The sequence below is a fragment of the Neobacillus novalis NBRC 102450 genome (assembly GCF_001591805.1).
Taxonomy (GTDB): Bacteria; Bacillota; Bacilli; order Bacillales; family Cytobacillaceae; genus Neobacillus; species Neobacillus novalis.
Genome location: NZ_BCVP01000043.1, coordinates 14,725 through 41,429 on the forward strand (window position 1 = coordinate 14,725; position 26,705 = coordinate 41,429).

Annotated in this window: 33 protein-coding genes; 25 read left to right on the forward strand and 8 right to left on the reverse strand. The window is 38.0% G+C overall.

What is annotated here, in order from left to right:
* The first annotated feature begins 109 nt into the window (after positions 1 to 109).
* The 8 genes from BANVL01_RS23070 (at position 110) to BANVL01_RS23100 (ending at position 5,134) form a co-directional block, all read left to right on the forward strand.
* Positions 110 to 328, forward strand: coding sequence for a hypothetical protein (locus BANVL01_RS23070; protein WP_066086968.1), 219 nt, complete (start codon positions 110 to 112; stop codon positions 326 to 328).
* Positions 329 to 358: 30 nt separating this feature from the next.
* A complete protein-coding gene (locus BANVL01_RS23075) occupies positions 359 to 910 on the forward strand; it encodes a histidine phosphatase family protein (RefSeq protein ID WP_347343219.1) in 552 nt (183 codons plus the stop codon).
* A 267-nt stretch (positions 911 to 1,177) separates the two neighbouring features.
* Complete coding sequence (locus tag BANVL01_RS23080) at positions 1,178 to 1,570, forward strand: hypothetical protein (protein WP_066086969.1); 393 nt, start codon at positions 1,178 to 1,180, stop codon at positions 1,568 to 1,570.
* Between the two features lie 42 nt (positions 1,571 to 1,612).
* Positions 1,613 to 2,140 carry a GNAT family N-acetyltransferase gene (locus BANVL01_RS23085; protein ID WP_066148096.1) on the forward strand — a complete coding sequence of 176 codons (528 nt, stop codon included), beginning with the start codon at positions 1,613 to 1,615 and terminating at the stop codon, positions 2,138 to 2,140.
* A gap of 28 nt (positions 2,141 to 2,168) precedes the next feature.
* Positions 2,169 to 2,654 (forward strand): GNAT family N-acetyltransferase, encoded by a 486-nt coding sequence (locus tag BANVL01_RS23090; protein ID WP_066096472.1) that lies wholly within the window; start codon positions 2,169 to 2,171, stop codon positions 2,652 to 2,654.
* Between the two features lie 425 nt (positions 2,655 to 3,079).
* The gene (locus BANVL01_RS23095) at positions 3,080 to 4,582 is read left to right on the forward strand and encodes a malate:quinone oxidoreductase (RefSeq protein ID WP_066096478.1); all 1,503 of its coding nucleotides are present in this window, start codon (positions 3,080 to 3,082) and stop codon (positions 4,580 to 4,582) included.
* A gap of 270 nt (positions 4,583 to 4,852) precedes the next feature.
* Positions 4,853 to 4,954: a YjcZ family sporulation protein gene (locus BANVL01_RS26995; protein WP_082805115.1), complete on the forward strand. Its 102-nt coding sequence runs from the start codon at positions 4,853 to 4,855 to the stop codon at positions 4,952 to 4,954.
* Between the two features lie 33 nt (positions 4,955 to 4,987).
* Positions 4,988 to 5,134 (forward strand): YjcZ family sporulation protein, encoded by a 147-nt coding sequence (locus BANVL01_RS23100; protein ID WP_066086976.1) that lies wholly within the window; start codon positions 4,988 to 4,990, stop codon positions 5,132 to 5,134.
* A 259-nt stretch (positions 5,135 to 5,393) separates the two neighbouring features.
* Here the strand turns inward: BANVL01_RS23100 and BANVL01_RS23105 are convergent, their stop codons facing one another.
* Together BANVL01_RS23105 and BANVL01_RS23110 are read right to left on the reverse strand one after the other, a co-directional pair.
* The gene (locus BANVL01_RS23105) at positions 5,394 to 6,020 is read right to left on the reverse strand and encodes a metal-dependent hydrolase (RefSeq protein WP_066086981.1); all 627 of its coding nucleotides are present in this window, start codon (positions 6,018 to 6,020) and stop codon (positions 5,394 to 5,396) included.
* A 158-nt stretch (positions 6,021 to 6,178) separates the two neighbouring features.
* Positions 6,179 to 8,143 carry an elongation factor G gene (locus tag BANVL01_RS23110; RefSeq protein WP_066086986.1) on the reverse strand — a complete coding sequence of 655 codons (1,965 nt, stop codon included), beginning with the start codon at positions 8,141 to 8,143 and terminating at the stop codon, positions 6,179 to 6,181.
* Between the two features lie 243 nt (positions 8,144 to 8,386).
* Between BANVL01_RS23110 and BANVL01_RS23115 the strand changes: the two genes are divergently transcribed.
* Positions 8,387 to 9,349 carry an NAD(P)H-dependent glycerol-3-phosphate dehydrogenase gene (locus BANVL01_RS23115; protein WP_066086991.1) on the forward strand — a complete coding sequence of 321 codons (963 nt, stop codon included), beginning with the start codon at positions 8,387 to 8,389 and terminating at the stop codon, positions 9,347 to 9,349.
* A 201-nt stretch (positions 9,350 to 9,550) separates the two neighbouring features.
* On the opposite strand, the gene BANVL01_RS23120 is transcribed toward BANVL01_RS23115, so the two are convergent.
* The 4 genes from BANVL01_RS23120 to BANVL01_RS23135 all read right to left on the reverse strand — a co-directional run bounded on the left by BANVL01_RS23120 (position 9,551) and on the right by BANVL01_RS23135 (position 11,912).
* Positions 9,551 to 9,778: a hypothetical protein gene (locus BANVL01_RS23120; protein ID WP_066086994.1), complete on the reverse strand. Its 228-nt coding sequence runs from the start codon at positions 9,776 to 9,778 to the stop codon at positions 9,551 to 9,553.
* On the reverse strand, positions 9,778 to 10,098 hold the full coding sequence (locus tag BANVL01_RS23125; protein WP_024027565.1) for a heavy metal-binding domain-containing protein: 321 nt from the start codon (positions 10,096 to 10,098) through the stop codon (positions 9,778 to 9,780). Before BANVL01_RS23125 ends, BANVL01_RS23120 begins: the two co-directional genes overlap by 1 nt.
* A gap of 166 nt (positions 10,099 to 10,264) precedes the next feature.
* The gene (locus BANVL01_RS23130) at positions 10,265 to 11,257 is read right to left on the reverse strand and encodes a LysM peptidoglycan-binding domain-containing protein (RefSeq protein ID WP_082805116.1); all 993 of its coding nucleotides are present in this window, start codon (positions 11,255 to 11,257) and stop codon (positions 10,265 to 10,267) included.
* Positions 11,258 to 11,468: 211 nt separating this feature from the next.
* Positions 11,469 to 11,912, reverse strand: coding sequence for a GNAT family N-acetyltransferase (locus BANVL01_RS23135; protein WP_066086997.1), 444 nt, complete (start codon positions 11,910 to 11,912; stop codon positions 11,469 to 11,471).
* A gap of 240 nt (positions 11,913 to 12,152) precedes the next feature.
* On the opposite strand from BANVL01_RS23135, the gene BANVL01_RS23140 reads away from it, so the two are divergent.
* Genes BANVL01_RS23140 through BANVL01_RS23145 form a run of 3 tightly spaced genes read left to right on the forward strand, consistent with a single transcriptional unit; the run spans position 12,153 to position 15,093 of the window.
* Entirely contained in the window at positions 12,153 to 12,785 is a 633-nt protein-coding gene (locus tag BANVL01_RS23140; RefSeq protein WP_066086998.1) for a TetR/AcrR family transcriptional regulator, read from the forward strand.
* 60 nt (positions 12,786 to 12,845) lie between these two features.
* Positions 12,846 to 13,001 (forward strand): hypothetical protein, encoded by a 156-nt coding sequence (locus BANVL01_RS28395; RefSeq protein WP_235845725.1) that lies wholly within the window; start codon positions 12,846 to 12,848, stop codon positions 12,999 to 13,001.
* Positions 12,937 to 15,093, forward strand: coding sequence for an MMPL family transporter (locus tag BANVL01_RS23145; RefSeq protein ID WP_235845726.1), 2,157 nt, complete (start codon positions 12,937 to 12,939; stop codon positions 15,091 to 15,093). The genes BANVL01_RS28395 and BANVL01_RS23145 overlap by 65 nt, the downstream gene beginning before the upstream one ends.
* A 54-nt stretch (positions 15,094 to 15,147) precedes the next feature.
* On the opposite strand, the gene BANVL01_RS23150 is transcribed toward BANVL01_RS23145, so the two are convergent.
* The gene (locus tag BANVL01_RS23150; RefSeq protein ID WP_066087002.1) at positions 15,148 to 15,513 is read right to left on the reverse strand and encodes a carboxymuconolactone decarboxylase family protein; all 366 of its coding nucleotides are present in this window, start codon (positions 15,511 to 15,513) and stop codon (positions 15,148 to 15,150) included.
* Positions 15,514 to 15,695: 182 nt separating this feature from the next.
* Here BANVL01_RS23150 and BANVL01_RS23155 point away from each other — a divergent pair, with 182 nt between their 5' ends.
* From BANVL01_RS23155 to uvsE, 4 genes are all read left to right on the forward strand, one after another.
* Positions 15,696 to 15,869, forward strand: a complete 174-nt coding sequence (locus tag BANVL01_RS23155; protein WP_066087005.1) for an asparagine synthase — start codon at positions 15,696 to 15,698, stop codon at positions 15,867 to 15,869.
* 118 nt (positions 15,870 to 15,987) lie between these two features.
* Positions 15,988 to 16,281, forward strand: a complete 294-nt coding sequence (locus tag BANVL01_RS23160; protein WP_066087008.1) for a DUF378 domain-containing protein — start codon at positions 15,988 to 15,990, stop codon at positions 16,279 to 16,281.
* A 605-nt stretch (positions 16,282 to 16,886) separates the two neighbouring features.
* A complete protein-coding gene (locus tag BANVL01_RS28815; protein WP_342342310.1) occupies positions 16,887 to 17,207 on the forward strand; it encodes a DUF3231 family protein in 321 nt (106 codons plus the stop codon).
* An 86-nt stretch (positions 17,208 to 17,293) separates the two neighbouring features.
* Positions 17,294 to 18,238, forward strand: a complete 945-nt coding sequence (gene uvsE, locus BANVL01_RS23170; protein WP_066087011.1) for a UV DNA damage repair endonuclease UvsE — start codon at positions 17,294 to 17,296, stop codon at positions 18,236 to 18,238.
* A 90-nt stretch (positions 18,239 to 18,328) separates the two neighbouring features.
* On the opposite strand, the gene BANVL01_RS23175 is transcribed toward uvsE, so the two are convergent.
* Entirely contained in the window at positions 18,329 to 18,760 is a 432-nt protein-coding gene (locus BANVL01_RS23175) for a YugN family protein (RefSeq protein ID WP_066087014.1), read from the reverse strand.
* A gap of 168 nt (positions 18,761 to 18,928) precedes the next feature.
* Between BANVL01_RS23175 and BANVL01_RS27525 the strand changes: the two genes are divergently transcribed.
* The 9 genes from BANVL01_RS27525 (at position 18,929) to BANVL01_RS28715 (ending at position 26,701) form a co-directional block, all read left to right on the forward strand.
* The gene (locus BANVL01_RS27525) at positions 18,929 to 19,099 is read left to right on the forward strand and encodes a hypothetical protein (RefSeq protein ID WP_156482396.1); all 171 of its coding nucleotides are present in this window, start codon (positions 18,929 to 18,931) and stop codon (positions 19,097 to 19,099) included.
* Positions 19,100 to 19,147: 48 nt separating this feature from the next.
* On the forward strand, positions 19,148 to 19,393 hold the full coding sequence (locus BANVL01_RS23180) for a transcriptional regulator SplA domain-containing protein (protein WP_066087017.1): 246 nt from the start codon (positions 19,148 to 19,150) through the stop codon (positions 19,391 to 19,393).
* 15 nt (positions 19,394 to 19,408) lie between these two features.
* Complete coding sequence (gene splB / locus BANVL01_RS23185) at positions 19,409 to 20,437, forward strand: spore photoproduct lyase (protein ID WP_066087020.1); 1,029 nt, start codon at positions 19,409 to 19,411, stop codon at positions 20,435 to 20,437.
* A gap of 320 nt (positions 20,438 to 20,757) precedes the next feature.
* A complete protein-coding gene (locus tag BANVL01_RS23190; RefSeq protein ID WP_066087023.1) occupies positions 20,758 to 21,489 on the forward strand; it encodes a TerC family protein in 732 nt (243 codons plus the stop codon).
* A 254-nt stretch (positions 21,490 to 21,743) separates the two neighbouring features.
* Positions 21,744 to 21,887: a hypothetical protein gene (locus BANVL01_RS27530; RefSeq protein WP_156482397.1), complete on the forward strand. Its 144-nt coding sequence runs from the start codon at positions 21,744 to 21,746 to the stop codon at positions 21,885 to 21,887.
* A 127-nt stretch (positions 21,888 to 22,014) separates the two neighbouring features.
* Positions 22,015 to 22,884 (forward strand): proline iminopeptidase-family hydrolase, encoded by an 870-nt coding sequence (locus BANVL01_RS23195; RefSeq protein WP_066087026.1) that lies wholly within the window; start codon positions 22,015 to 22,017, stop codon positions 22,882 to 22,884.
* A 103-nt stretch (positions 22,885 to 22,987) separates the two neighbouring features.
* Positions 22,988 to 23,191: a hypothetical protein gene (locus BANVL01_RS27910; protein WP_169803210.1), complete on the forward strand. Its 204-nt coding sequence runs from the start codon at positions 22,988 to 22,990 to the stop codon at positions 23,189 to 23,191.
* 353 nt (positions 23,192 to 23,544) lie between these two features.
* Complete coding sequence (locus tag BANVL01_RS23205; RefSeq protein WP_066087032.1) at positions 23,545 to 24,789, forward strand: ATP-binding protein; 1,245 nt, start codon at positions 23,545 to 23,547, stop codon at positions 24,787 to 24,789.
* A gap of 94 nt (positions 24,790 to 24,883) precedes the next feature.
* Positions 24,884 to 26,701 carry a SpoIID/LytB domain-containing protein gene (locus tag BANVL01_RS28715; protein WP_066087035.1) on the forward strand — a complete coding sequence of 606 codons (1,818 nt, stop codon included), beginning with the start codon at positions 24,884 to 24,886 and terminating at the stop codon, positions 26,699 to 26,701.
* Positions 26,702 to 26,705 lie beyond the last annotated feature (4 nt).

The window sequence follows — 26,705 nt, forward strand, 5'->3', positions numbered from 1 at the left end:
TACAGAGCCTATTTTTTAAAATGGAGTTTTTGAAAAAAATGAAAGTAATTATGTTAATATTTAGTTAAATTGAATTTGATTTTACTTTTATTGCTAAGAGGCGATATATTTGAAAAAAGTATCCATTTTTATAGGTTGGATTATTGGGGTAGTTATAATGCTCGTAAGCAGCAAGCTTGCTGCAAATTATTACGCTATTCATGCAAACATTGACCCATTGTCCAAGAGTGCTTCATTACTAACTTTATTGTTCATGCTTTTTTTCTTTCTTGGAAGTTCCGTAACCGGTGTGTATATGTTTATTTTCCGAAAGCAGCATCCTAGATGAAGTTGCATAATGGAAAGAATTAATATTGGAGTGATTTTGTTGAAGAAAATTTATCTAATTAGGCATTGTGAGGCTGAAGGTCAGCCACCTGAGGCAAAGCTTACAGAAAGAGGCCTTAAACAAGCATTAGAGTTATCTTGGTTTTTGTCTGATAGGAAAATCGACCGTATTATTGCAAGTCCATATAAGCGTGCAATTCAATCGATACAGCCGCTTGCCCAGCGATTAAATATTGAAATTAAGACCGATCAACGATTAATCGAACGTGTCCTAAGCACTACTAATCTTTCGGATTGGTTTGAAAAACTGAAAACAACCTTTGATGATCTTGAACTTAAATTTGAAGGCGGCGAATCCAGTCAAGAAGCCATGAAACGAATAGTAGAAGTGTTGGAGGAAGTTTTTAATAGTGAATCTAAAAAAACCATCATTGTTACCCACGGAAATATACTATCCTTACTATTAAAGTATTTTAATAATGATTTTGGATTTGAGGATTGGCGAAATCTTAGCAACCCAGATGTATTTCTTTTAAAAAATGAAGATAACAAAGTAACCATTGAACGAATATGGAAAGGATAGTATAGGGGAGGAAATCTAGAAAAAAAATTAAGGACCCCACTGTATTAATTTTGGTGAAGGTAAGGGAAATTATGGAACTAGTAATATATTAATATGGATTACAATAAAATGGCTTGGGTGAATTTTAAGTGTCAATTGATTAACTTTTTGAAAAGAGATTTAAGAAATGGCCGGTATAGTTGACCTGAGCCATTTTATTTTTAACAATTACAGATACAAACAAAGCACAAATTTTAAAAGATCACAAAAAGGGTAAGAGGTGACCAAATGAAAGAATATAGGTATACAAAGAGTTTAAGCGTTATCGTAGGCTCGTTGACAATTTTTGCAGCAATAGGATTCGGTATCCTGTCTTTCATTGGAATGGCTTTATCAAAAGCATTAAATACAGGAAACGATAATTCCACAACTGACAGTTCCCCCGTGATCATACTAATGATCCTTCTTCTTATAGGTTTAATCACTGTAATGGGCTCCTTTAAGCTCAAAATTAAAGCATGGAAAATTTTTTATACTGGATTTTGTTTAGTACTTGGAATTGGTTTTGTGATCTCTTTTTTTATTTCTTATGGGGCACTGGGAGTTAAAAATGAGCTTTTTATATTATGTGTTGGAATAATATATCTATGTCTAAGCTATTTAACAATGAGGGAAAAATAGTTATTAATTTTAAGAAAGACTAGCTGAATCAAAAGGAAGGTGATGTATTTGTTATTTGAAAAAGAAAGAATAAAAGTGCGCCAATTGCAGCCTGAGGACAAGCATTTACTTGTTAAATGGCTTTCGAACCCTTCCGTTCTTGAATATTATGAAGGGCGGGACAATCCGTTTGATTTGGAAAAAGTAAACAAGAAGTTTTATAATCGGGAGAATGGCATTGTTAGATGTTTGGTCGAGTATGAAGTGGTAAGTATCGGATACATACAGATTTATCAAATAGATGATTTTGATGAGAAAGAAATAGTTTTTGGTATGGACCAGTTCATAGGCGAAACGGATTATTGGAACAGAGGAATTGGAACATTACTTGTAAAATCAATGGTGGAGTATTTAATTGAGCAGAAACAAACAACTCGGGTGATTATGGATCCTCAAATAACGAATATACGCGCATTAGCATGTTATGAAAAGTGTGGATTTAAAAAGATTCGATTACTCCCGAAACACGAGTTCCATGAAGGAAAATATCGTGATTGTTGGCTAATTGAATATAAAAAATCATCTTTATGAAACTACTTTTCTGGGGAGAATGATGGATATGATAAAAATACGAAATGTAAAAATGGAAGATTTATCTGAACTTGTAGTCATCGAGCAGCATTGCTTTACAAAAGAAGAGGCTGCACCGAGTGAAGTGTTCGAAAAGCGCATCCAAGTCATTCCTGATAGTTTCTTTGTAGCTGAGGTAGAGGGCAAGATTGTTGGTTTGGTCAATGGGCCCGTCATTGAAAAAGCATATATAACGGACGACCTCTTTAGTGATTTAAAGGTAAATCCGGTGTCTGGCGGTCATCAAAGTATTTTAGGATTAGCAGTGGCACCGCATTTTCAAAAACGGGGCGTGGCATCCGCGTTACTTTCATATATTGAAAAAGAAGCGAAGGCAAAAGGACGTGAAACGAATACACTTACTTGTAAGGCGGACTTAATACAATTCTATGAAAACCATGGCTACCTAAACAAAGGTGTTTCAACTTCTAAGCATGGTGGGGTTATTTGGTACAATATGATTAAAAACTTGTAGTTTATTAATTCGAAAAATACTTAACTTTAGTGCCTGACCCCCGGTGTGTTAATGCATTAACGCACCGGGGGTCAGGTACCAATTTTAGTATATTGTTCAGGGCGTACTAAGATAAGTAAAGGCGAAAATTAGTGGGTGGCGGTCCACTGGTAACGGCAAACCAAAGCCTTGACCCTTGCAAGAAGCCGGGTTAAGGCTTTGGTTTATGTTTGTTTCTAAGATACGTGGAGGTACTTATTACTATTTCCACCTTTTAAATAATTTTAAATTATCATATAATAGTAGATATATGAAGCTGTAAATAATTGTTTTACACTATGAATGAGTTATAATTGAGATAGAAAAGGTGTGTGACTAGGTCGCGCCTTAGCTTGGTGTGACACCTCTATCTTTTCTGCAAATATTAGGGGAAAAGGTTGATAAAAATGAGCAACAGCGAAACTACTACAGATGTTATTTTAATTGGCGCCGGAATTATGAGTGCGACTTTAGGGACACTCTTGAAAGAATTAGTACCGGAATGGGAAATTACAGTGTTTGAGAAGCTTGCAAACGCAGGAGAGGAAAGCTCTAACGAATGGAATAATGCGGGAACGGGCCATGCTGCACTGTGCGAGCTTAACTACACTATTGAAAAACCAGACGGATCGTTAGATATAAGCAAAGCGATCAAAATTAATGAACAGTTCCAGCTTTCACTGCAGTTTTGGTCTCATCTTGTAAACAGCAAGCTGATACGTAATCCGCAGGAATTTATCATGCCACTACCACATATGAGTTTAGTAGAAGGGGAACAAAATGTAACTTTTTTGAAAAAACGTTTTAAAGCGCTATCAAATAATCCCCTCTTCCAAGGGATGGAATTTTCCGATGACCATGAAAAACTGATAGAATGGATACCGCTGATCATGGAAGGCCGTACATTGAATGAACCGATAGCGGCAACCAAAATCGACTCTGGAACGGATGTTAACTTTGGTGCTTTAACGCGCAAATTGTTCGACTACTTAGAGAATCAGAATATTCATATCAAATACAATCATCAAGTTGACGATATTAAACGCACTGAGGATGGCTTATGGGAATTGAAAGTATGGAATATGGCTACCGGTGCCATCGAACGCCATCGGGCAAAATTCGTCTTTATCGGCGGTGGTGGCGGGTCGTTGCATTTACTGCAAAAAACCGGCATTCCTGAGTCAAAACATGTTGGAGGTTTCCCGGTAAGCGGACTATTTATGGTATGTAACAATCCGGAAGTTGTAGCGCAGCATCATGCAAAAGTATACGGCAAAGCCAAGGTGGGAGCCCCGCCAATGTCGGTTCCGCACCTTGACACAAGATTTATCGACAATAAAAAATCGTTGCTATTTGGACCGTTTGCCGGCTTCTCACCGAAGTTCTTAAAAACCGGTTCAAATATGGATTTAATAACTTCCGTAAAACTGAATAATGTCTTAACTATGTTGGCGGCAGGAGCAAAACAGATACCATTGACAAAATACCTGATACAGCAAGTTATGTTATCGAAAGAACAGCGCATGGAAGAGTTACGTGAGTTTATCCCGGAGGCTAAGCTCGAGGATTGGGATTTAGTAGTAGCGGGCCAGCGTGTGCAAGTGATCAAAGATACTGAAGCTGGCGGCAGAGGTACACTTCAATTTGGTACGGAAGTGATTACAGCCGCGGATGGCTCGATCGCAGCATTACTAGGTGCTTCTCCAGGTGCTTCTACTGCTGTTCACGTTATGCTTGAGGTAATGAATAAATGCTTCCCGCAACATATGAAAGAATGGGAATCGAAAATCAAAGAAATGATTCCTTCTTATGGCGTGTCACTAATGGAAAACCCAGAGCTCCTGCATGAGATTCATACTACAGCAGCAGAGACACTTGGTCTAAGTGAAAAAGAGCTGGTCTTTAGTTAATTCTTTGGAACATACGTTTATGAAGCTGCCTCGGCAGCTTTATTTTTTTTTATTTTTTTTTTTGAAAAAATTGTTTACGCCAGCTATTTAGATGAGGAAAAAAATAAAGTAAAATTATTTAATCAATAAATTAGTTCGATTTTTGCGACTTTCCGCCCCGCCACCGCCCCTTTTTCACCTATAACCCCCAAAGACCCACTTGGAAGAGCCCTTACACTTTTTCAAATTAAACATATTTTGTATTAAGTCAATGCAAAGGAGGAATGTGAAATGGACGGTGTAGGAGCTGGTGGAGGCTTTGCCTTAGTGGTTGTATTGTTTATCCTTCTCATTATAATTGGTGCGTCCTTTATGGGCGCAGGATATTGGTAACCAATTAATACCTTATTGAAAGGGGGGAGATGTATGTACGGTTACGGAGGATTCGGTGGCGGCTGCGGCTGCGGCGGTGGCTATGGTTACGGTGGCGGCTTCGGTTTTGGCGGAGGTTTTGCCTTAATCGTTGTATTGTTCATTTTGTTAATCATTATTGGCGCAACTTGTTTTTATTAATGAAAAGTAATTAACTTCCTGTTAAGGAAAAAAAGCCCTTTTTTAGGGCTTTTTCGTTTTTATTCTTTGCTTAATTCCGCCGAGCGCAAAATAAAGCAATTGAAGAGGTAATGCATGATATTGCTTTAGCTACTATTCAGTTTATGCTGCGATTTTTTGAATGAATCGTCTAATTAAGCCCTTATTTTAGAATGTTTTAAAGACAGTAATATTACAGAAAGAAAGCATCGACGGCGTACTATTACCTTGGCAACTTCCATCAAAATTCCTTTGTGGAAAAAGGTGAAAAGAATCTTACTCCACGCTTATTAAAAGGTAATAGTTTCATATCAGCTATTAAGTGACTTAAGTATCCTGACAAACAAGTAATAAAAACTCCTTCTATCTTAAGTGATGCTTCAAATTGATAAGCAATCACGCCGAAAAAGATTAGTCCTACTATTGAATGTGTATAACTTCTATGGGGAACTAGAGAAGCCATTATGATAAAAACACCTAATAGCCATAACCAATTTTCTTGTAATGCAAGCCCGCCTACCAAAACTCCGGCTCCTGTAATGGTCAGCATATGCCTCTTTTTAATAAAGGAAGAAAACACAATTATTCCAATTCCAACGCCAATTCCCAGCCACTTTTCCGTATCAATACCCTTCAAATAGCTATAAATCATCATGAAAAGACCGATAAATGGGGCTGCTGTTCGAATTAATTTATGAGGAATGGTAATTTTGTTACTTAATTTCCCGTCAATATCTAGGTCAGGGATTAATCCGGAGATTCCTCCCGAACCCACTAATAATAGGGTAGTAGTTGGTTCCGTTTGTAATGTATTTGCAATTATTAAGCCTGTTAATGCTCCAATCGCAATATGTGCTGTTCCTTTCAATCTTTTCCACCTATTTCCATGTTTTTATATCAGCTAATCAACAATCCCATATAGCTATTATACCAGAATATACGTTCTTGTTAAGTGGAAAAAGAAATCTTTACCCCATTGGTGGCCAACACAATCAGCCTAATAAAGTTATAGACTTTTTAGACTGATTATGTAATTACATTAGAACAATGCATTTCCATTTCCGCTTGATCCCACGAAACTGAATAACCCTGGCCTTTTGAACAGAAAATCGAAGACGATGTATACTCTGGGTCCGCTTCTTTATTGTAATCGATTCTTGCGATGACCTCGGGCTGATTATGACAGGGGTAATAGCCGCCAACTACTAGATTCAGCAGGCCTTTTCCCTGTGTAAGTGATGCGAATTCTGGACCGTAGTTCATGAAGGTGGCTACTGGCACTTTCCCAGTTATAATGGTTTTGTTTCCTTCCGTCATTGGTGGGTTGAAGCTGCCATGTGCCTTCTGAATATCGGTCAGCACTTTACCGATATGATCCAAATCTATCTTTATCTTAAAATCATAAAACGGTTCGAGCAGGATGTTCTCAGCTTTCTCCAGCCCTTGCCGTAATGCACGATAGGCAGCCTCTCTAAAGTCGCCGCCAAAGGTGTGTTTAATATGGGATCGTCCAGTAAGTAACGTGATTTTTACATCCGAAATGGGGGAGCCTGTTAGAATCCCATGATGATCCCGTTCAAAAAAATGATGACGGATTACGTTCTGCGTTCCGACAGGCAAGTGATCGGTATGGCAGACAGTTTCAAACGAAATGCCGCTATTTCTAGGTGAGGGTGCTATTTTTAGATGGACTTCCGCATAATGCCCTAACGGTTCAAAATGACCGTATCCAATTACTGCAGAACGAATTGTTTCTTTGTATAAGATTTCTGGTTCGGCAAATTCCACATCGAGATGAAAGCGGTCCTTAATGATGAGCTTCAACACCTCCAGTTGAATCGTTCCCATTACGTGAATATGGATTTCCTGCAAGCGTTCTACCCAGGTCACGTTCAGGGCAGGATCTTCGGCATCCAACATTTTAAAATACCGCAATACCTCTTTTATATTTATCGAAGGATCGATACTCACCTTAGATTTTAACGCAGATACCATTTCATAATCGGCTTTTTCCTTCAGTGTTCCTAAACCGTCACCGGCAGAAGCCGAAGTCAATCCAGTTACGGCAAAGATATCTCCGGCTGAAGTTTGGACGACCGTCTTATATTTTGTACCATTATACAAACGGATTTGGGTAATTTTTTCAAAAAGCCCATCATCCCCATCCCCGTAACTGATTTCATCTCGTACCTTTAATGTCCCGCTTAAGGCTTTAATAAACGTAATTCTTGTCCCTTTTTCATCATAGCGAATTTTATAGACGCGTCCAGAAAATGGCTCCTCGCTGACATAATCCGTTGGTGTTAATAAGTCTAATTTTTCAAGAAAGCTTTCGATTCCGATATCCTGTAATGCAGAACCTCTGGCACATGGGAAAATTTGATTTTCCCGCAGCAGCACTTTCAGTGAGTCTAGCCAAAGTTTCGAATGATACCCGGTATCCATGTATGTTTCAAAAAGGGATTCATTTCGCTCTGCGATAAATTCGATTAATGCTTCATTCATATCCCCATTGTTCAACGTCTCGGTCATGTCAAAGACATCGCTAGTGAGGTTGGCGCGAATTTCATCCAAGACCTTCTGAGAATCAGCCCCGACCCGGTCGATTTTATTGATAAAGAAAAAGGTTGGTACATGATGCTTTCGCAATAGTCGCCAGACTGTCTCTGTATGACCTTCAATTCCTTCAACCGCACTGATGATCACGATCGCATAATCCATCACTTGAATCGCTCGCTCCATCTCCGGGGAAAAATCGACATGCCCAGGGGTATCGATTAAATAATAATCAGAATCGTTGAAGGAAAACATCGCTTGGTCAGCAAATACCGTAATGCCTCGTTGTTTTTCAATTTCATGCGTATCGAGGAAGGTATCCTGATGGTCGACACGGCCTCGTTGCCTAATGGCCTTTGTATGGAAAAGCAGCTGTTCTGCCAATGTCGTTTTTCCTGCATCCACATGGGCAAATATCCCAATTGTTTTCTTCATGCTGGCACCTCAAATATTCATGATCATTCTTTATGAATAGTATATCAAAGGAGATTCAGTCTTAGGGAAAGAAAATTTTTTGAAGCCAGTTTAGGTATATTGAAGTGACTTTTCTATCATTTTGTTGTTTTCTTTTTTGTTGTGTCGAGATAATAAACGTAAATGGATGATATGGCTACATAGATAGGATGATTTAATGTAAAATTAAGTGAATTCAATTTTTCAAACTAGAGGAGCGAAATAATGAATATATCTGTTTTAGGTTGTGGCCGTTGGGGAACTTTTTTAGCTTGGTATGTTCATAAAGTTGGACATAATGTCATGTTATGGGGAAGAGAAAACTCAAGAAACTACATAGGATTAAAAGAAACCAGAAAAAATGATTATCTTCCATTACCAGAAGATATAGTATTATGTAATTCTTTAGAAAAGGCGGTTTCATTTGCTGAAATGATTATCATTTCTATTAGTGCTCAAGAATTACGTTCATTTGCAAATCAATTAAGTTCAATAAATGAAATAGATGGTAAAACATTCATTTTATGTATGAAAGGTTTAGAATCTGCTAGTGGTAAAAGACTTTCTCAAGTATTTGGTGAAGAGATTGGAAAAAAAATAAATCTTGCAGTATGGGTAGGGCCAGGGCATGTACAAGATTTTGTAAATCATATACCTAATTGTATGGTTATTGGTTCCGAAAATGTTGACATAACGAAAAAGATTGTACAAGAGTTTAGTAGTGATTTAATTAGGTTTTATTACGGGCAAGACCTGATTGGAAATGAAATAGGCGCAGCCACAAAAAATGTCATGGGTATTGCAGCAGGAATGTTAGATGGATTCAATTATAGCAGTTTAAAAGGTTCCCTTATGGCCAGGGGGACAAGAGAGATTTCCCGTCTTGTTAGAGCAATGGGTGGAAATGATATAACGATTTATGGATTAAGTCACCTAGGAGATTATGAAGCAACCTTGTTCTCAGAGCATAGTCATAATCGGAAATTCGGGAAAGCATTTGTTGAAGGGGAAAGGTTTGGAAAATTAGCAGAAGGTGTTTCTACCGTTAGAGCATTAAGAGAATTATCCAAACAGTATGACGTTGAACTTCCTATTTGTAGTGCGATATACGAGATTCTATTTGATGATAAAAATGCAAAAGAAACATTAGAAGATTTATTTTTAAGACCTGTAAAATTTGAGTTTTAACTAGAGATATCGGTGTAAGTGGTAAAAGATACACTTTTAATGCGGCGTCATAGAGTATGGAAATAACTAGGGGGAATGGGAAGAGTACCAAAAGAAAAGAACTAAAAAAACATATAAATATCGGTTTTCTAACCGATGTTTTATATGTTTAAGTCGTTTTCTAACGCTAGACTTGTAAGTGAACATTTTAATGTTTGCTAACTACTTCTCTTTTCTATAAAAACGTTCACCTGTTTCGGGATTGAAATACACTCTCGTTTTTTCACCCGACACAGGGTCAATATTTACTTCCTCTGTCGAAACAAAACCTTTGGGAACTTTTACGCCGTGATTGCGTTTAAACCGTTTATCATAAATAAAATATCCAAGTAAAATGCAAATGATTGCACCAATAATTTCTAGAATGTAAAAACCGATGATGAAATTCATTATTCCTTCTCCACAACAGCAGCTGTTCCATATGCCACAATTTCACTCATGTTTTTACCAATTTCACCTGAATCAAATCGCATCATCACAATCGCATTTGCACCCATTTGGGTTGCGTTTACAATCATACGGTCTAATGCTTCTTTTCTAGAGTCCTCAAGCATAGCTGTATATTGCTTGATTTCGCCACCCACAAGGGATTTTAAGCCTGCCATAATATCGCCGCCAAGCCCTCTGCTTCTAACAATTAGTCCGAATACAGGTCCTTTTATTTCGACAATTTTGTAGCCCTCAATTTTTTCTTTTGTCACTACGATCACTTTAATCACCTCCATCTATATTTTCTATTATTGCGGCTAACTCTTGCAATATCAAGTATTGAGATAGGGAATGGAAGACAGTACTTCCCTAAAAAAGAGCGAATCGAAAAATTCACCCCGAATATACAAATGCGGCTGGTGTATAGGAAGAATAATCCATATAAGTTCACTGCTTAGCAGCTGAAATTTCTTGCATTTTACTCGACACAAGTGGATAAAAATGATTTTTTGCACTTGTTGTAGAATTACCACCGAAAAATCCAGTGCCGGGGCATGTTTTAACATAATATTCAGGAGCGTTATCTAACACTCTTTCGCCCGTTTTCAAATCCCACCAATGATGATACGTGATACTGTCAATGGAAGGTGTTAACCCGAATCTAAGACAAAGCAAAGCCGTAATCTCTACAATCGTTTCCTTTTGTTCTTTAGTCATGACGTCGTGACCGATATCAAAGTTACCAATATTTTCGATAGCGATTCCAGTAATGTTTGCCTTTATCCCAATTGAACCTTCGGGAGCGCTGTTAAATGGCCTGGAAACGGCTATTTTACCATCCGGAAAGGTAGTGATATTTTGTGCGATATTCTTCCATTTCCTTTCTCTAATATGAAAATTCTCCATACTCTTCAGTAATTTAAAATGATTGGAACCATTAACCTGCCTATAGGACGGTAACCACGTGTGATGATGTTGGATTAACGTTATTTTTCGATTAAATTGATTATGAAATAACCAATTTTTAAATTCCTCCTTCGTCATAAGAATATACTGTCCTTGCATGGTCATTCTTTTAGGAGGAATCATTAATTGCTGCCCTAAATATAGTTGATCTGTTGAAAGTCCATTTATTGTCTTTATTGTCTGTTCTGAAGAATTATAGGCTGCTGAAATCTTCCCAAGTGTATCCCCAGCAGCAACTTCATAAATAATCGGAACAAATAATTTCTGATTAACTAATAATGTATCGGATAGCAATCCATTGGAACCTTTTAACTCTTCTACAGATGTACCGTATTTATTTGCAATTGCCGGTAAAGTATCTCCAGAATTAACTGTATAAATATTACTGGGATTATTTCCGGCTGCATGAACAGAAGAGAAAATCATGAGCATATTTAAAATCAAATAAAATACAAGCACAAAAGTTTTTTTCATATTATTAGATCCTTTCATTCCGATATCACAATGTTCGCAGCAACACACTGTTTTATTTTTCTAATCCGGAAATGAAATTATTCAAGGACATGGGGACAGTCTGCTTGTCCCACTTGTTTTTCCCTAAAATCCAACTAAATAGAAGAGAAGCAACGCAGTCTAACGGGTATTAACTGAATTGTTTATCATTTTAAGCTTTGGGGCATAAAGCCTAGCGAACAATGTATTCTAACAATAGCTCTCCGTGTTCTTTGCGGCCGGTATCTTTAAAGCCGAATGACTGATAAAGACGTAAAGCAGCTGTATTTGATTCCTTTACTCCAAGAATGATGGTTTGGCTGCAATCAGGCAGGGCTGCTAAAAAATTCATCGTGTGTGCTAGTGCCAGCTTGCCATAACCTTTTCCTTGCTGCGTTTGATCCATCATGAAACGGATAATCCAATAGGTCCCATCCTCAGGGTCCTTTCCATACATAAGAAATCCTATCATTCTATTATCTAAGTAAATTCCCATCGGTACAAAAGATGTCTCAAATTTTGATTCTGCCAATGAATAAACATTTGAGGCAATATATGATTTCTGGTGGGGTGCAACCTCTAACTGAATACATTCCTCCCAGTTTTCTTGCGTTATTCCTTTTAATGAAATAGACAAATTGATCATACTCCTTTTCAAAATTGGTTTTTAGTGAATATTCTCATATTTTATCAAAAAATCTTTCAATAAAACTAGTGTTTATCTCATTATTTGCGCTAAAACAAAAACGACTAAAAAAGTGATCTTTAGTCGTTTTTGTTTTATTTTCATTAATTTTTTTAAATGATTTCATTTTTTGGGTATTTTATAATAAAATATAACTAATCAGTTGATAAGTAATGAAGGGATTAGCTAAAAATGGCTGCTAGAAGAAGTAATCAAAACGACTATACGACGCAAGAAACAAAACAATTAATCATTTATACCTCACAAAAATTATTTATGACGTACGGCTATCGTTCGGTAACTACTAGACAAATTGCTGAAGCGTGCGATGTCACTCAGCCGGCACTTTATTATCATTTTCCAAACAAACAAATGATTTATATTGAAGTGGTTCGATCGATCATGGATCGAACTAGGGCTGCTCTACATCATATTAATGAGCATCAAATCTCTTTTAGAGATCGTTTATTTCAAATTTCGATGTATATGTTAACAAACCATCAAGAGGATTTGTCACAGATGTTTCATGATATCGAGCATGAAATGAATGAGGAGTCACAGGGGTTAATCCGAAAGTGGTGGCTGGATAGTTATTTACATCCTGTTGTGGCGATGATTGAGGATGCAGTTAAACATAGGGAAATCCGTGAACTGGATACTCTTAACAGCAGTGTAATGGAAATGGCTTATTTTATCCTTGATTTAATGAAATCATTCCTGCAGACCTCAATCTATCGGATCTCGAGTGAGGCAGAGAGGAAAAAAGAAGCTGAAAGAAAATCGAATTTAATTGTTACCATCATTATTGAAGGATTAAGTGGCTAATAAAAAGAGCCACCTCTTTTTTGCTTATTACTTATCAACTGATAAGGAAGAGAGAGGGAGATGAAAAAACATGATCCGAAGCTTGGCCAAACGGTATGGAGCATTTATAAGTGGAAGGAAAGGACGATGGATCACTTTATTTACTTGGATAATGCTCATACTTGCATTGAACGGATTGTTGCCACAGGCGAATTCACAAAAGAACGAACGAGCTGACACTTTCTTGGAAGAAACAGATGCTACCAAGGCTAGCGACATAATCGATAGGGAATTTAGTACAAATAAAGGGATCCCAGCCTTATTAACATGGTACAAGGCAAGTAGTCTATCAGATAATGATCTTGCTTCTATCCAAGGGTTAACGAAAAAGCTTACAGATCAACCGATTAAAGGTACGTTTGTTCCTCCTTTTCATGACATTCCGCTTCCTGTTTTAAAAAATCAAGTGTCAAAGGATGGAACAACGCTTGTTTTACCGATCGTCTTTGATAAAAACCTAGAAACAGCAGAGATATCAGCTCGCTTAGGGGAGTTGAAGAAGACTGCAAAATCAATTTTTCCAAAAGATCCTTTTCGTACGAGTCTGAAGGATGAGGAGAATTTGGTGGTAAGGGTAACAGGCCCAGCAGGGGTAGCAGTGGATGCCACCGAATTATTTAGTCAAGGGGATCTTTCGTTATTGATTGGTACGGTAATGATTGTTCTTCTCTTTTTACTGATTATTTATCGCTCACCCATTTTGGCGCTGATTCCCCTTGTTGGGGTTGGAATGGCATATATGCTGATTAGTCCCATTTTGGGCGTATTAGGCAAAGAAGGTGTCATTGATTATGATGCGCAAGCTATCTCGATAATGACTGTCTTGTTATTTGGTGCAGGAACGGATTATTGCTTATTTTTAATTGCACAATTTCGAAAAAACTTGCGGGAGGAGGAGGATAAATTTATAGCGATTCGACGCGCGTTTTCACTTTCTTCAGGTGCGATTTTTATGAGTGGACTAACCGTTGTCGTATCCTTATTGGTATTGCTAGTAGCAAATTATGGGTCTGTTCATCGATTTGCGATTCCCTTTAGTTTAGCCATCTTGATCATGATGGCCGCAAGTTTATCACTCATTCCAGCACTCCTAAGTATTCTTGGCAGAACTTCGTTTTATCCGTTTGTTCCACGGACTGAAGAAATGACGGTGAAATGGGCTGCTAAAAAAGGGAAAGTAGTTAAAGCGCCAAAGGACAAAGCGAATTTAGGAGAGTATGTTGGGAAAGTGGTCAGCTATAAGCCTTGGAGAGTAGCGGCTATAACCCTTATCATTTTAGGTGTATTCGCTCTATTTTCAACAAAAATGGAAACAACGTATGACACCCTTTCATCCTTCCCAAAGGATATGCCGTCACGTGAAGGTTTTGACCTATTGTCAAAGAAATTTAATCCTGGTGAATTGGCGCCGGTTAGTGTGATTGTAAAAGGGAGTGGTTCGGAAGCGAACTTGAAGGAAAAACTAGAGAATTTACCTTTTGTGGCTGAGGTTTCCAACCCTGTGAAAGGTGAAAAGGACTCTAGCATTGTCAAATACGAACTTGCCTTAAATATGAATCCCTATTCCAATGAAGCAATGGCCCATATACCGGAACTTAAAAAAGATGTACAGTCATTCATAAAGCAATCCGGTGGTGATGACCGCGACGTATGGATTGGAGGAATGACGGCCGAACAGTATGATACAAAACAAACAACGAAAGCTGATTCATCCCTGGTGATCCCGCTTATTATTGGCCTGATTGCCATTTTACTTTTGCTCTATTTGCGTTCGATCATAGCTACTGTTTACTTAATTGGTACCGTTCTATTGTCCTATTTTAGTGCGCTAGGGTTAGGATGGATCATTTTACATTATGGCTTTGGCGTTGAAGCCATTCAAGGCTTTATTCCGCTCTATGCGTTTGTTTTTATTGTAGCTCTCGGTGAGGATTATAATATTTTCATGATTTCGAGTATTTGGAGGAAAAGTAAGGAAATGCCGCTGAAAAGGGCAATCAAAGAAGGAGTCTCGGAAACGGGCGGCGTTATTACCTCTGCCGGGATTATCTTGGCTGCAACGTTTACTGTTTTGACCACATTACCGATACAAGTTCTTGTCCACTTTGGTACGATAACAGCAATTGGCATCCTGTTAGATACATTTATTGTTAGACCATTTTTGGTTCCTGCTCTTACCTCGATATTTGGACAGTGGGCGTTTTGGCCTTCAAAGAAAAGAATGGATGGGGTTAGGATATTAAAGGAGAAAGAAGTAATCCGTAATTGATCAATAATGTGATTGGGCAGTCATAAAGATGGCTGCCCGTCATTTCGTATTTTATTATTGCTTCAATTGATTTAATTCTTCCATACATTCTTGGACAAGAGTAACCGCCTGACTCATCGTTGCTCCGCCGCCAAAGGCTGCCGTCACCCCAACTGCTTCGTAAATTTCTTGTTCAGAACAACCTTGGTCAAGACACCCTTTTACATGATAAATAATACAATATTCATCTTGTGAATATAAACTAATCCCTAGGGCAATCAATTGTTTCTCCTTTTGAGATAAAACTCCTTCTTTAAAACATTCCTCTGTAAAAGAATGATACTGTTCAGCTAGTTTCGGCATCTTTTGAGTAAATACACCCATCCCCATTTTATAATGATGAAGGGCTGCATCCGTAGAATTCCTTGCTTCAATCTCCATCCACAAATTCAACTCCATTTCTATTTTTCATTAATTCAGACATTAGTATTCGCTGCCATGGAACATATTAACCAGGAATAAGTATTTATTCAAAAATGATGGGCTGAATAATTCTCGCTTCACTGGAAAGAATGAAGGATGGTGTATTAGACACCAACTAACGACGATGTGGGGGAATTGCGATGAATATTCGTGAAGGCTTAATTCCAACTGCTTTAGGCACTGCAGTATCTGTGACAGGGTATGCATTAAAGCAAAAACGCGGGTCGAATAAAATGGTAGCTAATACTGTTTTCGGTTTTGGTCTAGCACATGTGGTATTAGGAGTAATTGACCTTGTAGAACACCGCCGTTAGAGATAAAGGCGAGTACAATCCGTACTCGTCTTCATGATACCTACTTAGAAGTAAAATTTATTTGTTTTGCATTAAACCGTATTTATAGTAAAAGTTAAGAAAAAGGAGGTGTAGGATCATGAGATTAATACACAAAATTGCCTTAGTGCTAGTAATAATTGGAGCAATCAATTGGGGATTAATTGGTTTATTTAGATTCGATTTAGTTGCAGCTATTTTTGGCGGACAAGGTGCCTTTTTGTCAAGAGTAATCTATTCTCTTGTTGGATTAAGTGGCTTGATTTGTATAAGCCTGCTTTTTGTTCCAAGTCGGAGTGAAGAGCATGAAGTAAATCGCCAAGGCACCGGAAATTTAAATTATGCTACTGAATTTGGTGAGGAAACCGATTTATCTAAATTAAAAAAGGATTAAAAAAACACCTCAGATGACTATGTCATCTGAGGTGTTTTTATTTGTTATGGATTCGCTGTCAAATTCGTTCGAAAAAATAGCAGAGAAAGTAAGTAATGATTAACGGTTGTATTGGTAAATCTACATTATTACCTAACCCAAACATTAAAAATGTAAAGAAAAATGACTATCAAAAGTATACAATTTGGTAGTCATTTTTTATTGATATCTATAATAGGAAAAGTATGACTGTTGGATTTGAACTTAAACAATCGGACAGGATAGTTGGTATATATGAATATTTTAATGGAAAACCTAATCAAAAAAAACGAGGAATAGGGGATTGCTGATGGATATTAAAAACCCAATGGATATATTAAAACCAATTAATTTAAGTACAAAAAAATTAGACGAAACCCAACCTCTAACATCCGTTGAAATGACTTTATTAGAAAGCAAAGTTACTTAAATGGTTTTGTTGGAGATATCAGACCATTACACGTATTAGAAATTACCCACCTTACGATAACATTGAGAATAACACAACTAGTAAGGCATTATTATTGGGCTTTTACCAGACAGGTAAAGACGAAAAGATTAAGGCGTTGTAAAAGCGGGGGTTGGACATGACTGATAAATCGGTAAAACAGTACATGGAAAAACTTCACATTGAAAGCTTGCCATCACCGTCATACATAGACCATTTAGTTACAACGTCTACATATCCTCCTTTTTCCGCTAAAATTATGCTATTTCATAAAGTGGATATGTTCGCGATGAAGATCAGGTCGTTTGGAAACTCACTTGCGGTAAACGGAAGAAGAGATATAGGAATGTTATATGGAAGAACTCTCATAAACATTGGCTTATTTGTCGATGACGGAGCTAATATCTTTATTGAAAAAGGGTGGATGGAATCACCACCAAAAGCATTTGACAGAGCTTAATTATCATCCAATTTGGTTTGTATTAATGTGTTTACCTTTATTCTATTTACTGTTATAAAATTGAATAATATGTAAGGGGAACAATGATGAAGATTCGTTTTGGATACGTGGCGACTGCATTAGGTTTATGGGATGCAAGCCCTTCAAAAACTTTAACTTTTACCCGGTATGCAGCTCTTCCTAAAAATGAACGTATGGAAAAACTCAAATTGGTAACGGCACAAAATTTACATCATACAAAAAGAATTTTGTACTATAATATTGCGCACGAAATAAAATTATATCGGTTTTCAAGCTCACTTGTCCCCTTAGCCACTCATCCGGAAGTGATGTGGGATTTCATTACACCTTTCAAAACGGAATGGAAAGAACTTGGACAATTAATCGACCAATTTCAACTTCGTCCGAGTTTTCATCCTAATCAATTTACCCTTTTCACGAGTCTGCGCACAGAAGTGACCATGAATGCTGTGAAGGATATGGACTTCCATTATAAGATGCTCGAGGCAATGAAGGCATTGAAGAGAGGGATTATCAATATTCATATTGGCGGTGCCTACGGAGATAAAGATACATCATTAGAACGTTTTCATCAAAATATAAAAAAATTACCAGACGAAATAAAAAGGAAAATGACGCTGGAAAATGATGATAAAACCTATAATGTTGAAGAAACCTTGGTTACTTGTGAAAAAGAAAAGATACCGATGATTCTTGATTATCACCACTATATGGCGAATAAGGGGGAAGTTGACCTTTCGCTTTTTTTACAACGGATCTTTAACACATGGAATACGATTCCAAAGGTTCATATTTCCTCGCCAAAATCAGATCAAGCCTATCGTTCACATGCAGATTTTGTCTCCTTGGACTTCATCCTTCCTTTTTTGAAAATGGCAAAAGGGCTTAATCAAGACTTTGATATTATGATTGAAGCAAAAAAGAAGAACCTTGCGATGTTGCAACTTATCGAAGAAATCGCCTCGATTCGGGGAGTCAAACGTCTATCTGGTGGTGAGGTGGAATGGTGAATAAAAAGACCAGGGAACGTGGTGGCAAAATGATAAAAAAGCACCTGATTCACAGGTGCTTTCACGTTTATTTTTTTCAAGTAAGCAACATTAGGAACTTAATAGGTATCCATTGATTGAACTAAACACTTGTTGAATGGCCTCATTACCGGCTTTCTCCCATCTGCTTTTATCATAAATGTAGCCGTCTTTATCCAATGGCGCTTGAAATTGCTCAAGCCCTGTGGTGGCAGTTACGAAGGAGTTTTCATCATGATCTAATCCAATATTGACGACATGCTTGATGACAAATGGTGTTCCAAATTCAATCAACGCATTAGTATGATCTAACGCACCATCTAAAACATATATAGGAACTCTTAGATAAATAGACTCTCCGCCATCACGATATAACAATGCATCAAATTTCCCTTGGTCATAATCAAAATTACTGCAAAAACTACATCCCATTGAATGAAAGATATCGCGAACTGCCCCAAAATAAGCCCTTTTTCCCTCAATTTCTGTTTGCAACGTAATCATATTCATTTCACTCCAATATTTAAAAGGTTTGTTACTATTCTTTACTAGATTTTTAAAAAAATACTTACCACCAATAAGGTATTGGAAAATGATATTTTGTCTTTTTTATAAGGGTTGGAATAACTTATGGGATGTAACAAATCCTAATGAACAAAGGAGGTGCTAATTTTGTCAAATCAGCAAAGGACAAACCGTGATAAACAAAATGGGCAATTCGACAATCAATCAGGTTCAGGATCAAAGTACCATGAAGAGCATGCAGGGAAGGTTACTGGCTATGGTCAACCGGATCAGAGCGTAGAGAGGTTGACAAATAGATCGGACAAGCCTTCTTCATAATCGTAAATTATTTGTGTTTTTTTCTGAAAAAAATAGGAAGGTGAAGATATGGAAATAAATCAAGAGTATACCTCCTATAATCCGGGAGACGTTGTATACGTCTTTTATCGCAATCCTCATATCCAAAATGTAGCAAATATACAGGAAGCCGCCGTGGTGAAAAATCCGGAGAATCCCAATGAACTGGCTATTTTTCTGTATGAAACTTATTATCCCTTAACTAACGAAATGGCTATTTACTCTAGCGAAGCCGATGCCTTAAACGCCTTTGAACAGTATTTTGGGTATGAATAGAATGGGGATAACAACATGAATAAACCATTTACGCCGCAGCTTGTTTTCTTTGAACCAAAAGCTTTGGAATATCCGCTAGGTCAGGAGCTGAAAGAAAAATTCGAGAAAATGGATGTGGAAATTCGCTATACCACCTCACATAATCAAGTCAGAAATCTTCCTGGTGATACTGATTTTCAAAGGTACAGGATTGCAAAGTCAACACTCGTAGTTGGCATCAGAAAAACACTTAAGTTCGATACATCGAAACCTTCTGCGGAATATGCGATTCCTTTTGCGACTGGCTGTATGGGGCATTGTCATTATTGTTATTTGCAGACAACGATGGGATCGAAGCCTTACATTCGTACCTACGTCAATGTGGATGAGATTTTGGAAGCGGCCGATCAGTATATGGAGGAACGTGCCCCTGAAATTACACGGTTTGAAGCTTCATGTACTTCGGATATTGTTGGCCTCGATCATCTTACGCATACGTTAAAGAGGGCGATCGAACACTTTGGGAAAACGGATCTTGGCAGGCTGCGTTTTGTGACAAAATTTCATTATGTAGATCATTTACTTGATGCAAAACATAATGGAAAAACAAGGTTTCGCTTTAGTGTCAATGCCGATTATGTAATTAAAAATTTTGAACCTGGTACATCACCATTAGCTAAAAGAATCGAAGCAGCTGGTAAAGTAGCTAGAGCCGGTTATCCTCTAGGATTCATCGTTGCCCCCATTTACCTTCATGAAGGCTGGGAGGAAGGCTACTATCATATGTTTGAGCGCCTTGATGCCGAGTTACCGATGGAAGCAAGGAAGGATATTACGTTTGAGTTCATTCAACATAGGTTCACGAAGCCTGCAAAGAGAGTGATTGAAAAAAATTATCCGATGACGAAATTAGAATTGGATGAGTCAGCTAGAAGATATAAATGGGGGAAATACGGTATCGGCAAATATATTTATCAAAAAGAGGAAGAAGAGGAGATAAAAAGTCACCTTTATTCCTATATGGAAAAGTTTTTTCCGCATGCAAAATTGGAATACTTCACATGAAATTTAAACCGGTTAATTATTGCAAAAACACGCTATTTCATTGGAAATAGTGTGTTTTTTATTTAAGAATATATTTTTAATAAGGAAGAAAGACAAGTACATTCCAAAATCTGTTTTTGGTTCATATATTTAATCGTCTTACATACATTTAAAGTAGAGTGTCCTATCAATGAGGCGTTCTCTGTGTAATATCGGTACAAGTTGTATGTTCAAATTGGAAAAAATATATACCTGTTCTTTTACCTTTTAATCTTGATTCCTTTGTTGGGGAACAAACGGATAAAAGGGAAAGTACATAAATGGAAAGGGGAAACTTGCGGATGGAACTCCTACAAGAAATAATAAATAGTTATAGTACATTTTTTTCACTGGAGACATTAGAGAAGGTAGTGTCGGATCCTGCGAGCTGGGGAATAATTGGTACCCTTATTATACTTGAAGGATTATTATCTGCTGATAATGCCCTCGTCCTAGCGGTGATGGTCAAGCATCTGCCATCGGAACAACGTAGGAAGGCACTGTTCTATGGCATTTTTGGCGCCTATTTCTTCCGGGTTGTCGCTATTGGATTAGGTGTTTCGTTAATCAACATTCCTTGGATCAAAATTGTATGCGGGCACTATCTTCTATGGATTGTCTTCCAAAACTTTTTTCAAAAAAATGAAGAGGAAGATGGAGTTCAAAATAAAAAGATGGGATTCTGGAGAACCGTTTTAACCGTTGAACTAATGGACATTGCTTTTAGTTTTGACAGTGTGATTGCGGCGTTTGGCGTTTCAAATCAGGTTTGGGTTTTGTTTTTGGGAGGAGTGCTAGGTATCTTAATGATGCGCGGGGTAGCCCAGTTATTCCTGGTATTAATTGAAAAAGTTCCTGAATTTGAAACAACCGCGTTTATCCTAATTGCGATAATAGGAGTAAAAATGATTATTGCTGCATTTGGATTCCATATGAATGAAGTTCTATTTTTTAGTATGTTAATCGCTGTATTCTTGGGTACATTCATCGTCCATTTATTTAGAAATCATTCAGGAAATGAACCAACAATGTAAATTCTTTTTAGAGGGGAAGGACAAATCGTTCTTGCCTTTTTTAATTTTATTAATAATAGGCTAAAAATATAAAAATTGGAATATTATTCAGTGGATTAAGCAGGATAAGGGGTAAGCTGCTGTTAGGAAGGCTTCTCAAATTAAATATTATTTAAAGAGCAATACATCGCATCTCAGAGGGGAAGTTGAAAAACGGCCGCTTTTTTTATGCCAAATTTTTCACAGGGTTAAATACATAAGAAGGAGGAAGGACAATGACAAACCGTAATAACAATCGAAATCAGCCGCATACTGGGGGAAGTCAAGCAAAGGCAAGCGATACCGAATTTGGTGCAGAGTTAGGATTAAGTAAAAAAGCGAGAAAAAGAGCTGCAAGAGAAAGTAAAAAGAATAAATAGCGATATTGTAACGAAAGGAACTGTATGTAATCGCAGTTCCTTCTTCAATGGCGGGGAAAGAATCTATCCGTGTTGCTGCACGTTATGGTAAAATTGGATATTATGGATGTAAAAGGGGGAAACCACGGTGCTGCAAGAGGGCTATATTGAGGTAACTGGAGGCAAGGTCGCATATCAACTTTTTAATAAACAGGCAGCTGGTACACCTGTTATTGTGTTACACGGGGGGCCTGGTTCGTCTTGCTATTCGCTGCAAGGGTTGAAAGCGCTAGCGGAAGACCGCCCGGTTATTCTCTATGATCAATTAGGATGCGGAAAATCGGACAGACCGACAGACACGTCACTGTGGCGGCTTGATCGATTTGTGGAAGAATTAGCAAAGGTTAGAAAAGAACTGAATCTTGATGAGGTACATATTTTAGGCCATTCATGGGGGACTACGCTTGCGGCTGCTTACTGCTTAACGAAACCAAGCGGTGTGAAAAGTGTTATTTTCTCAAGTCCTTGCCTTAGCGCCCCACTATGGGAACAAGACCAAAAACGCAATCTGCAGAAGCTGCCGGCGGAAACACAAGAAATAATCAAACGTTGTGAAGAGGATGGTACAACCGATTCTGAGGAATTTAAGGCGGCAATTGAAGTATTTAACAAACACTTCGTTTGCAGAATCCCAAAACCGGAACATTTATCACAGGGCTCACATTATCGCAACCCAGAAATTTATAATATCATGTGGGGTCCGTCTGAATTCACGGTGCTTGGCAATCTGAAAGAATTCGATTGTACATCTCGGTTAAAGGAAATCAGTTGCCCAACTCTATACACATGCGGGCGTTTTGATGAGGCAACCCCGGAAACTACCCAATATTACAGCAGTTTAACACCTGATTCAAACTTTCATGTGTTTGAGAATAGCGCCCATTTACCATATATCGAGGAACCGGAAGCGTATTTGCAGGTGATAGGCAGCTTTTTGAGAGAAATTGATTTCTTTTAACCTCAACTAAAAAAATCCACCCTTGAGGTGGATTTTTTTCAGTAATCTTGGCGGCCATCCCTTAATAATAATTAGCAGCAAGGGTGATACATCGGAAAACAGCATGGGTTGTAAGCGGGCGGGCAGCATGGATTATACATCGGCTGCGGGCAGCATGGATCATACATTGGCTGTGGACAGCACGGATTATACATTGGCGGCGGGCAGCACGGGTCATACATTGGATAACAACAAGGATTTTGAACCGGATAACAACTTGGCTGCGGATAAACTTGTGGTGCGATATAAGGGATATTTGGGACATTAGCTGGGAAAACAGGCTGGTTTGGCATGATATTAGCAGATGGCTGGTTTGGCATGATATTAGCAGAGGGCTGGTTTGGCATAATATTGGAACTTACAATCGGTTGGTTTGGCATGGCATTAGGACTTACATAGTGCTTTTTTTCCATTATTTATCTCTCCTCATCCATTTTTCATACAAGATAGTCTATGTGTCTATATGCAGGAGTGTATAGACATATCCCCAACATCGTCATAACCTCTGTTCCTTCCCGGATAAAATTTCAGGAAAATAAAAACTAGTGAAGGAAAAAGCAGAATTTAGTCGAATTAATACTAGTAAATATGCCCATTTCGAGGACAATCGAGGACAAAAAAATGAATATATTCGGACAAGTTATTCTCGTGTTAATTTCCATCCTATTTACCATCTTTCAGCACTTCATCCATAATGAGCCATTTTTTACGTTAGACTTTGTTTTTTTCACTGTAATAGCCTGGATTGTTGGCTGGCAATATGATAAGGCGCGATTCTATGAAAAAAATGCACGTGCAAGTGAAGACAGCTATAAACAATTAATAGATTCATTGCCTGATCCCGTTTATGTTACAGGGGAGCATCGGCTGCTTTATGCAAATCATGCGGCTGTTTCCATGATTGGTGCAACAAAAAAAGAGGATGTAATCGGTAAATATATTACTGATTTTATTGTTCCTGAGTATGAAAATCGTTTAATGGAACGATTTAAGCAGATAAAGAAAGCGAAACAGCCGGTAAATACCATTGAATACAAGGCAAAGCGTTTGGATGGAAAAGTGTTTTTCTTCGAAGTTTCTTCGTTGTCCATTGTTTTTGGCGGAAAAGAGGCGATACTATCGATTGGAAAAGATGTTACTGAAAGAAAAGAACAAACGAGTCAGCTGTTACAAAAGTCTGAAAAGCTGGCCTTGCTCGGCCAAATGGCAGCAGGCATTGCCCATGAAATAAGGAATCCCCTTACTTCGATAAAAGGATTTATTCAGTTGTTCAAGTCCGACCATCTTCAAGATGAATACTATGATATTGTGTTATCTGAGCTTGATCGAATCAACGAAATTGTCGGTGAATTCCTGGTTCTCGCCAAACCGTCGGCAGCTGTATTAGTAGAAAAAGATGTAAAGGTATTAATAAAAGAGGTGGTAACGTTTTTTAATAGTCAATCAATTTTGAAAAATGTTCAGATTTTTGTCGAATATGAAAGTGATTTGCCAATGATTAGCTGCGAAGAAAATCAGTTAAAACAGGTTTTTCTCAACCTCCTTAAGAATGCAATTGAAGCCATGCCGGTCGGTGGAACTATTGAGGTTAAAGTAATGGCAAAAGGCGAAGGTCATATTGCTGTTCAGATTGTCGATCAAGGTGTTGGGATTCCGGAGGATCGGATTTCCACACTTGGAGAGCCTTTTTATACTACTAAGGAAAAGGGGACAGGCCTTGGGCTGATGACCTGCTTTAAAATTATCGAAAGTCATAATGGTAAGCTCACCTTTCAAAGTAAGGAAAAAGTGGGAACCACTGTAGAAATAATTCTACCTACGATTACGCGGCAGTTATTGAGTATGGAAATAAGTTATAATCATTAATTGGAAATAATATTCCATTGTTGACTGCCAAACTACTACTATATGATTATCCTAGTAACGGATACGATTAATAGTTTTGGAGGGGAAACATAGAGTGAGAAAAATCCTGCTTACAGTCGCAGCTCTTTCCTTACTTATTTCTTTGCTAACTGCTGGTCATGGTTTTGCACTTCAGCCAGAGCCATTCGTAAAAGTGAAGTTGATCAATTTTTTGGGAAACAAAACGGAAATCAGCTTAAAACCGAATGGTGATTATCTTACGATTGACCCGAATTTAAACTTAAAATCAGGCAGCACCTATCTATTAAAGCAGGTTAATGGAAAACTATCACTTTATAAAGATGGAAGCTTTCTGAATTCATTTGAAACCTTTTCTGTCCTGCCTCAAAAAGCTAATTCCCAACTTTCAATTAATAATCGTTTGTACCTTGGCAGCTTTGATTTTTCCATCGAAAATAAGCAATTTGTCCGACCGGTCAATTCTGTTTTGATGGAAGATTATTTAAAAGGGGTTGTGCCAATTGAAATGTATCCTTCCTGGAATATTGAATCCTTAAAAACTCAAGCGGTAGCCGCAAGGACATACGCGCTAGGTTATCTTAATCGCGGTGTGATCGATGATACGATTTCCTATCAGGTGTACGGCGGCTATAATTGGACGCCAAATACGACAAAAGCGGTCGATGAAACGAAAGGGCAGGCCGCCCAAGTTAATGGCCGCCTTATCGATGCTGTTTATTCGGCCAGCAATGGGGGGATTACTGAAAGCAATGCTAATGCATGGGGATCTCCAGCCGTTTCTTATTTATCAATAAAAAATGATAGCTATGATCCAAAGACGGTTTGGGACTTTTCCTTCAGTAAAACTCAAATTGATCTTACTTCAAAGGATTTATCAAAGTCGGCCGAATGGTGGTCCGCAACCAATGAAATGGACGTAACGATAACCACTAATATTAAATTATGGTTAAGCAATAACGGCTATACAAACAAAGACATTAAAATTGTTTCCATTTCTGATTTTTCGCTTCATAGTCCTGGTTCTGGCGGTCGTGTCAGTAAAGGAAACATAACGATAGATTATTTAGCAAAAGATAATGTCGACGCAGCTGGGAAAATAATACCGCAGCGAGTTGTTTTTTCAAATGTGAATGCCTCCACCTTAAGAACGATGATTGGAAACCGGGTGATGTTGAGCTATTTGGTTGATAAAATCGATGCGGATGGAAATATTGTTACTGTTAAGGGATTTGGTGATGGTCATGGTGTCGGCATGAGTCAATGGGGTGCCAAATACATGGCCGATGCCGGGAAAACGTATGAAGAAATTCTAAAGTTTTATTATACAGGGATTACGCTTGTCAACATGTATGATGGTACCTCTCAAAGTGTAAGTGCGCCAACTTCACAAAGTGATAGTCCAGCAACTACTGTGCCACCTTCTCAAAGTGTAAGTCCAGCAACTGTAGCAAAAACCGGCTGGGTAAAAGAGAACGGAAAGTGGTTCTATTTCAAATCAGGCGGTGTTAAGACGACTGGCTGGCTGAAAGATGCTAACAAATGGTATTATTTAAACAAAAATGGTGAAATGCTAACCGGCTGGCTGAAAGATGCTAACAAATGGTATTATTTAAACCAAAGTGGAGCAATGCTGACCGGCTGGCAAAAGGTCAGTGGAAAGTGGTATTATTTACAGCCAAGTGGAGCAATGGCCACCGGCTGGTTGAAGGATAAAGGAACATGGTACTATCTTACTTCTTCAGGTGCGATGGCTACCGGCTGGATTACGGTAAATGGCAAACGATACTATTTGACCGCTAATGGTGCAATGATGACAAACCGGCAATTGATTAGTGGAAAATGGTATCTATTTCATGCTAGTGGTTATTTATTGACCTCGCCCCATGGATAAATCT

Excerpts from the sequence above, each read along its gene's own strand:
- BANVL01_RS27530 (WP_156482397.1), top strand. The coding sequence starts at position 21,744 with ATGACAAACCGTAATAACAATCGAAATCAGCCGCATACTGGGGGAAGT.
- BANVL01_RS23160 (WP_066087008.1), top strand. The coding sequence starts at position 15,988 with ATGAGATTAATACACAAAATTGCCTTAGTGCTAGTAATAATTGGAGCA.
- splB (WP_066087020.1), top strand. The coding sequence starts at position 19,409 with ATGAATAAACCATTTACGCCGCAGCTTGTTTTCTTTGAACCAAAAGCT.
- BANVL01_RS27910 (WP_169803210.1), top strand. The coding sequence starts at position 22,988 with ATGGGTTGTAAGCGGGCGGGCAGCATGGATTATACATCGGCTGCGGGC.
- BANVL01_RS23130 (WP_082805116.1), bottom strand. The coding sequence starts at position 11,257 with ATGAAAAAAACTTTTGTGCTTGTATTTTATTTGATTTTAAATATGCTC.
- BANVL01_RS23095 (WP_066096478.1), top strand. The coding sequence starts at position 3,080 with ATGAGCAACAGCGAAACTACTACAGATGTTATTTTAATTGGCGCCGGA.
- BANVL01_RS23100 (WP_066086976.1), top strand. The coding sequence starts at position 4,988 with ATGTACGGTTACGGAGGATTCGGTGGCGGCTGCGGCTGCGGCGGTGGC.
- BANVL01_RS23110 (WP_066086986.1), bottom strand. The coding sequence starts at position 8,143 with ATGAAGAAAACAATTGGGATATTTGCCCATGTGGATGCAGGAAAAACG.
- BANVL01_RS23090 (WP_066096472.1), top strand. The coding sequence starts at position 2,169 with ATGATAAAAATACGAAATGTAAAAATGGAAGATTTATCTGAACTTGTA.
- BANVL01_RS23120 (WP_066086994.1), bottom strand. The coding sequence starts at position 9,778 with ATGAATTTCATCATCGGTTTTTACATTCTAGAAATTATTGGTGCAATC.
- BANVL01_RS23180 (WP_066087017.1), top strand. The coding sequence starts at position 19,148 with ATGGAAATAAATCAAGAGTATACCTCCTATAATCCGGGAGACGTTGTA.
- BANVL01_RS28815 (WP_342342310.1), top strand. The coding sequence starts at position 16,887 with ATGACTGATAAATCGGTAAAACAGTACATGGAAAAACTTCACATTGAA.
- BANVL01_RS23080 (WP_066086969.1), top strand. The coding sequence starts at position 1,178 with ATGAAAGAATATAGGTATACAAAGAGTTTAAGCGTTATCGTAGGCTCG.
- uvsE (WP_066087011.1), top strand. The coding sequence starts at position 17,294 with ATGAAGATTCGTTTTGGATACGTGGCGACTGCATTAGGTTTATGGGAT.
- BANVL01_RS23085 (WP_066148096.1), top strand. The coding sequence starts at position 1,613 with ATGTATTTGTTATTTGAAAAAGAAAGAATAAAAGTGCGCCAATTGCAG.
- BANVL01_RS28395 (WP_235845725.1), top strand. The coding sequence starts at position 12,846 with ATGAAAAAACATGATCCGAAGCTTGGCCAAACGGTATGGAGCATTTAT.
- BANVL01_RS23150 (WP_066087002.1), bottom strand. The coding sequence starts at position 15,513 with ATGGAGATTGAAGCAAGGAATTCTACGGATGCAGCCCTTCATCATTAT.
- BANVL01_RS23140 (WP_066086998.1), top strand. The coding sequence starts at position 12,153 with ATGGCTGCTAGAAGAAGTAATCAAAACGACTATACGACGCAAGAAACA.
- BANVL01_RS23145 (WP_235845726.1), top strand. The coding sequence starts at position 12,937 with ATGCTCATACTTGCATTGAACGGATTGTTGCCACAGGCGAATTCACAA.
- BANVL01_RS23115 (WP_066086991.1), top strand. The coding sequence starts at position 8,387 with ATGAATATATCTGTTTTAGGTTGTGGCCGTTGGGGAACTTTTTTAGCT.
- BANVL01_RS23190 (WP_066087023.1), top strand. The coding sequence starts at position 20,758 with ATGGAACTCCTACAAGAAATAATAAATAGTTATAGTACATTTTTTTCA.
- BANVL01_RS23175 (WP_066087014.1), bottom strand. The coding sequence starts at position 18,760 with ATGATTACGTTGCAAACAGAAATTGAGGGAAAAAGGGCTTATTTTGGG.
- BANVL01_RS23205 (WP_066087032.1), top strand. The coding sequence starts at position 23,545 with ATGAATATATTCGGACAAGTTATTCTCGTGTTAATTTCCATCCTATTT.
- BANVL01_RS26995 (WP_082805115.1), top strand. The coding sequence starts at position 4,853 with ATGGACGGTGTAGGAGCTGGTGGAGGCTTTGCCTTAGTGGTTGTATTG.
- BANVL01_RS23155 (WP_066087005.1), top strand. The coding sequence starts at position 15,696 with ATGAATATTCGTGAAGGCTTAATTCCAACTGCTTTAGGCACTGCAGTA.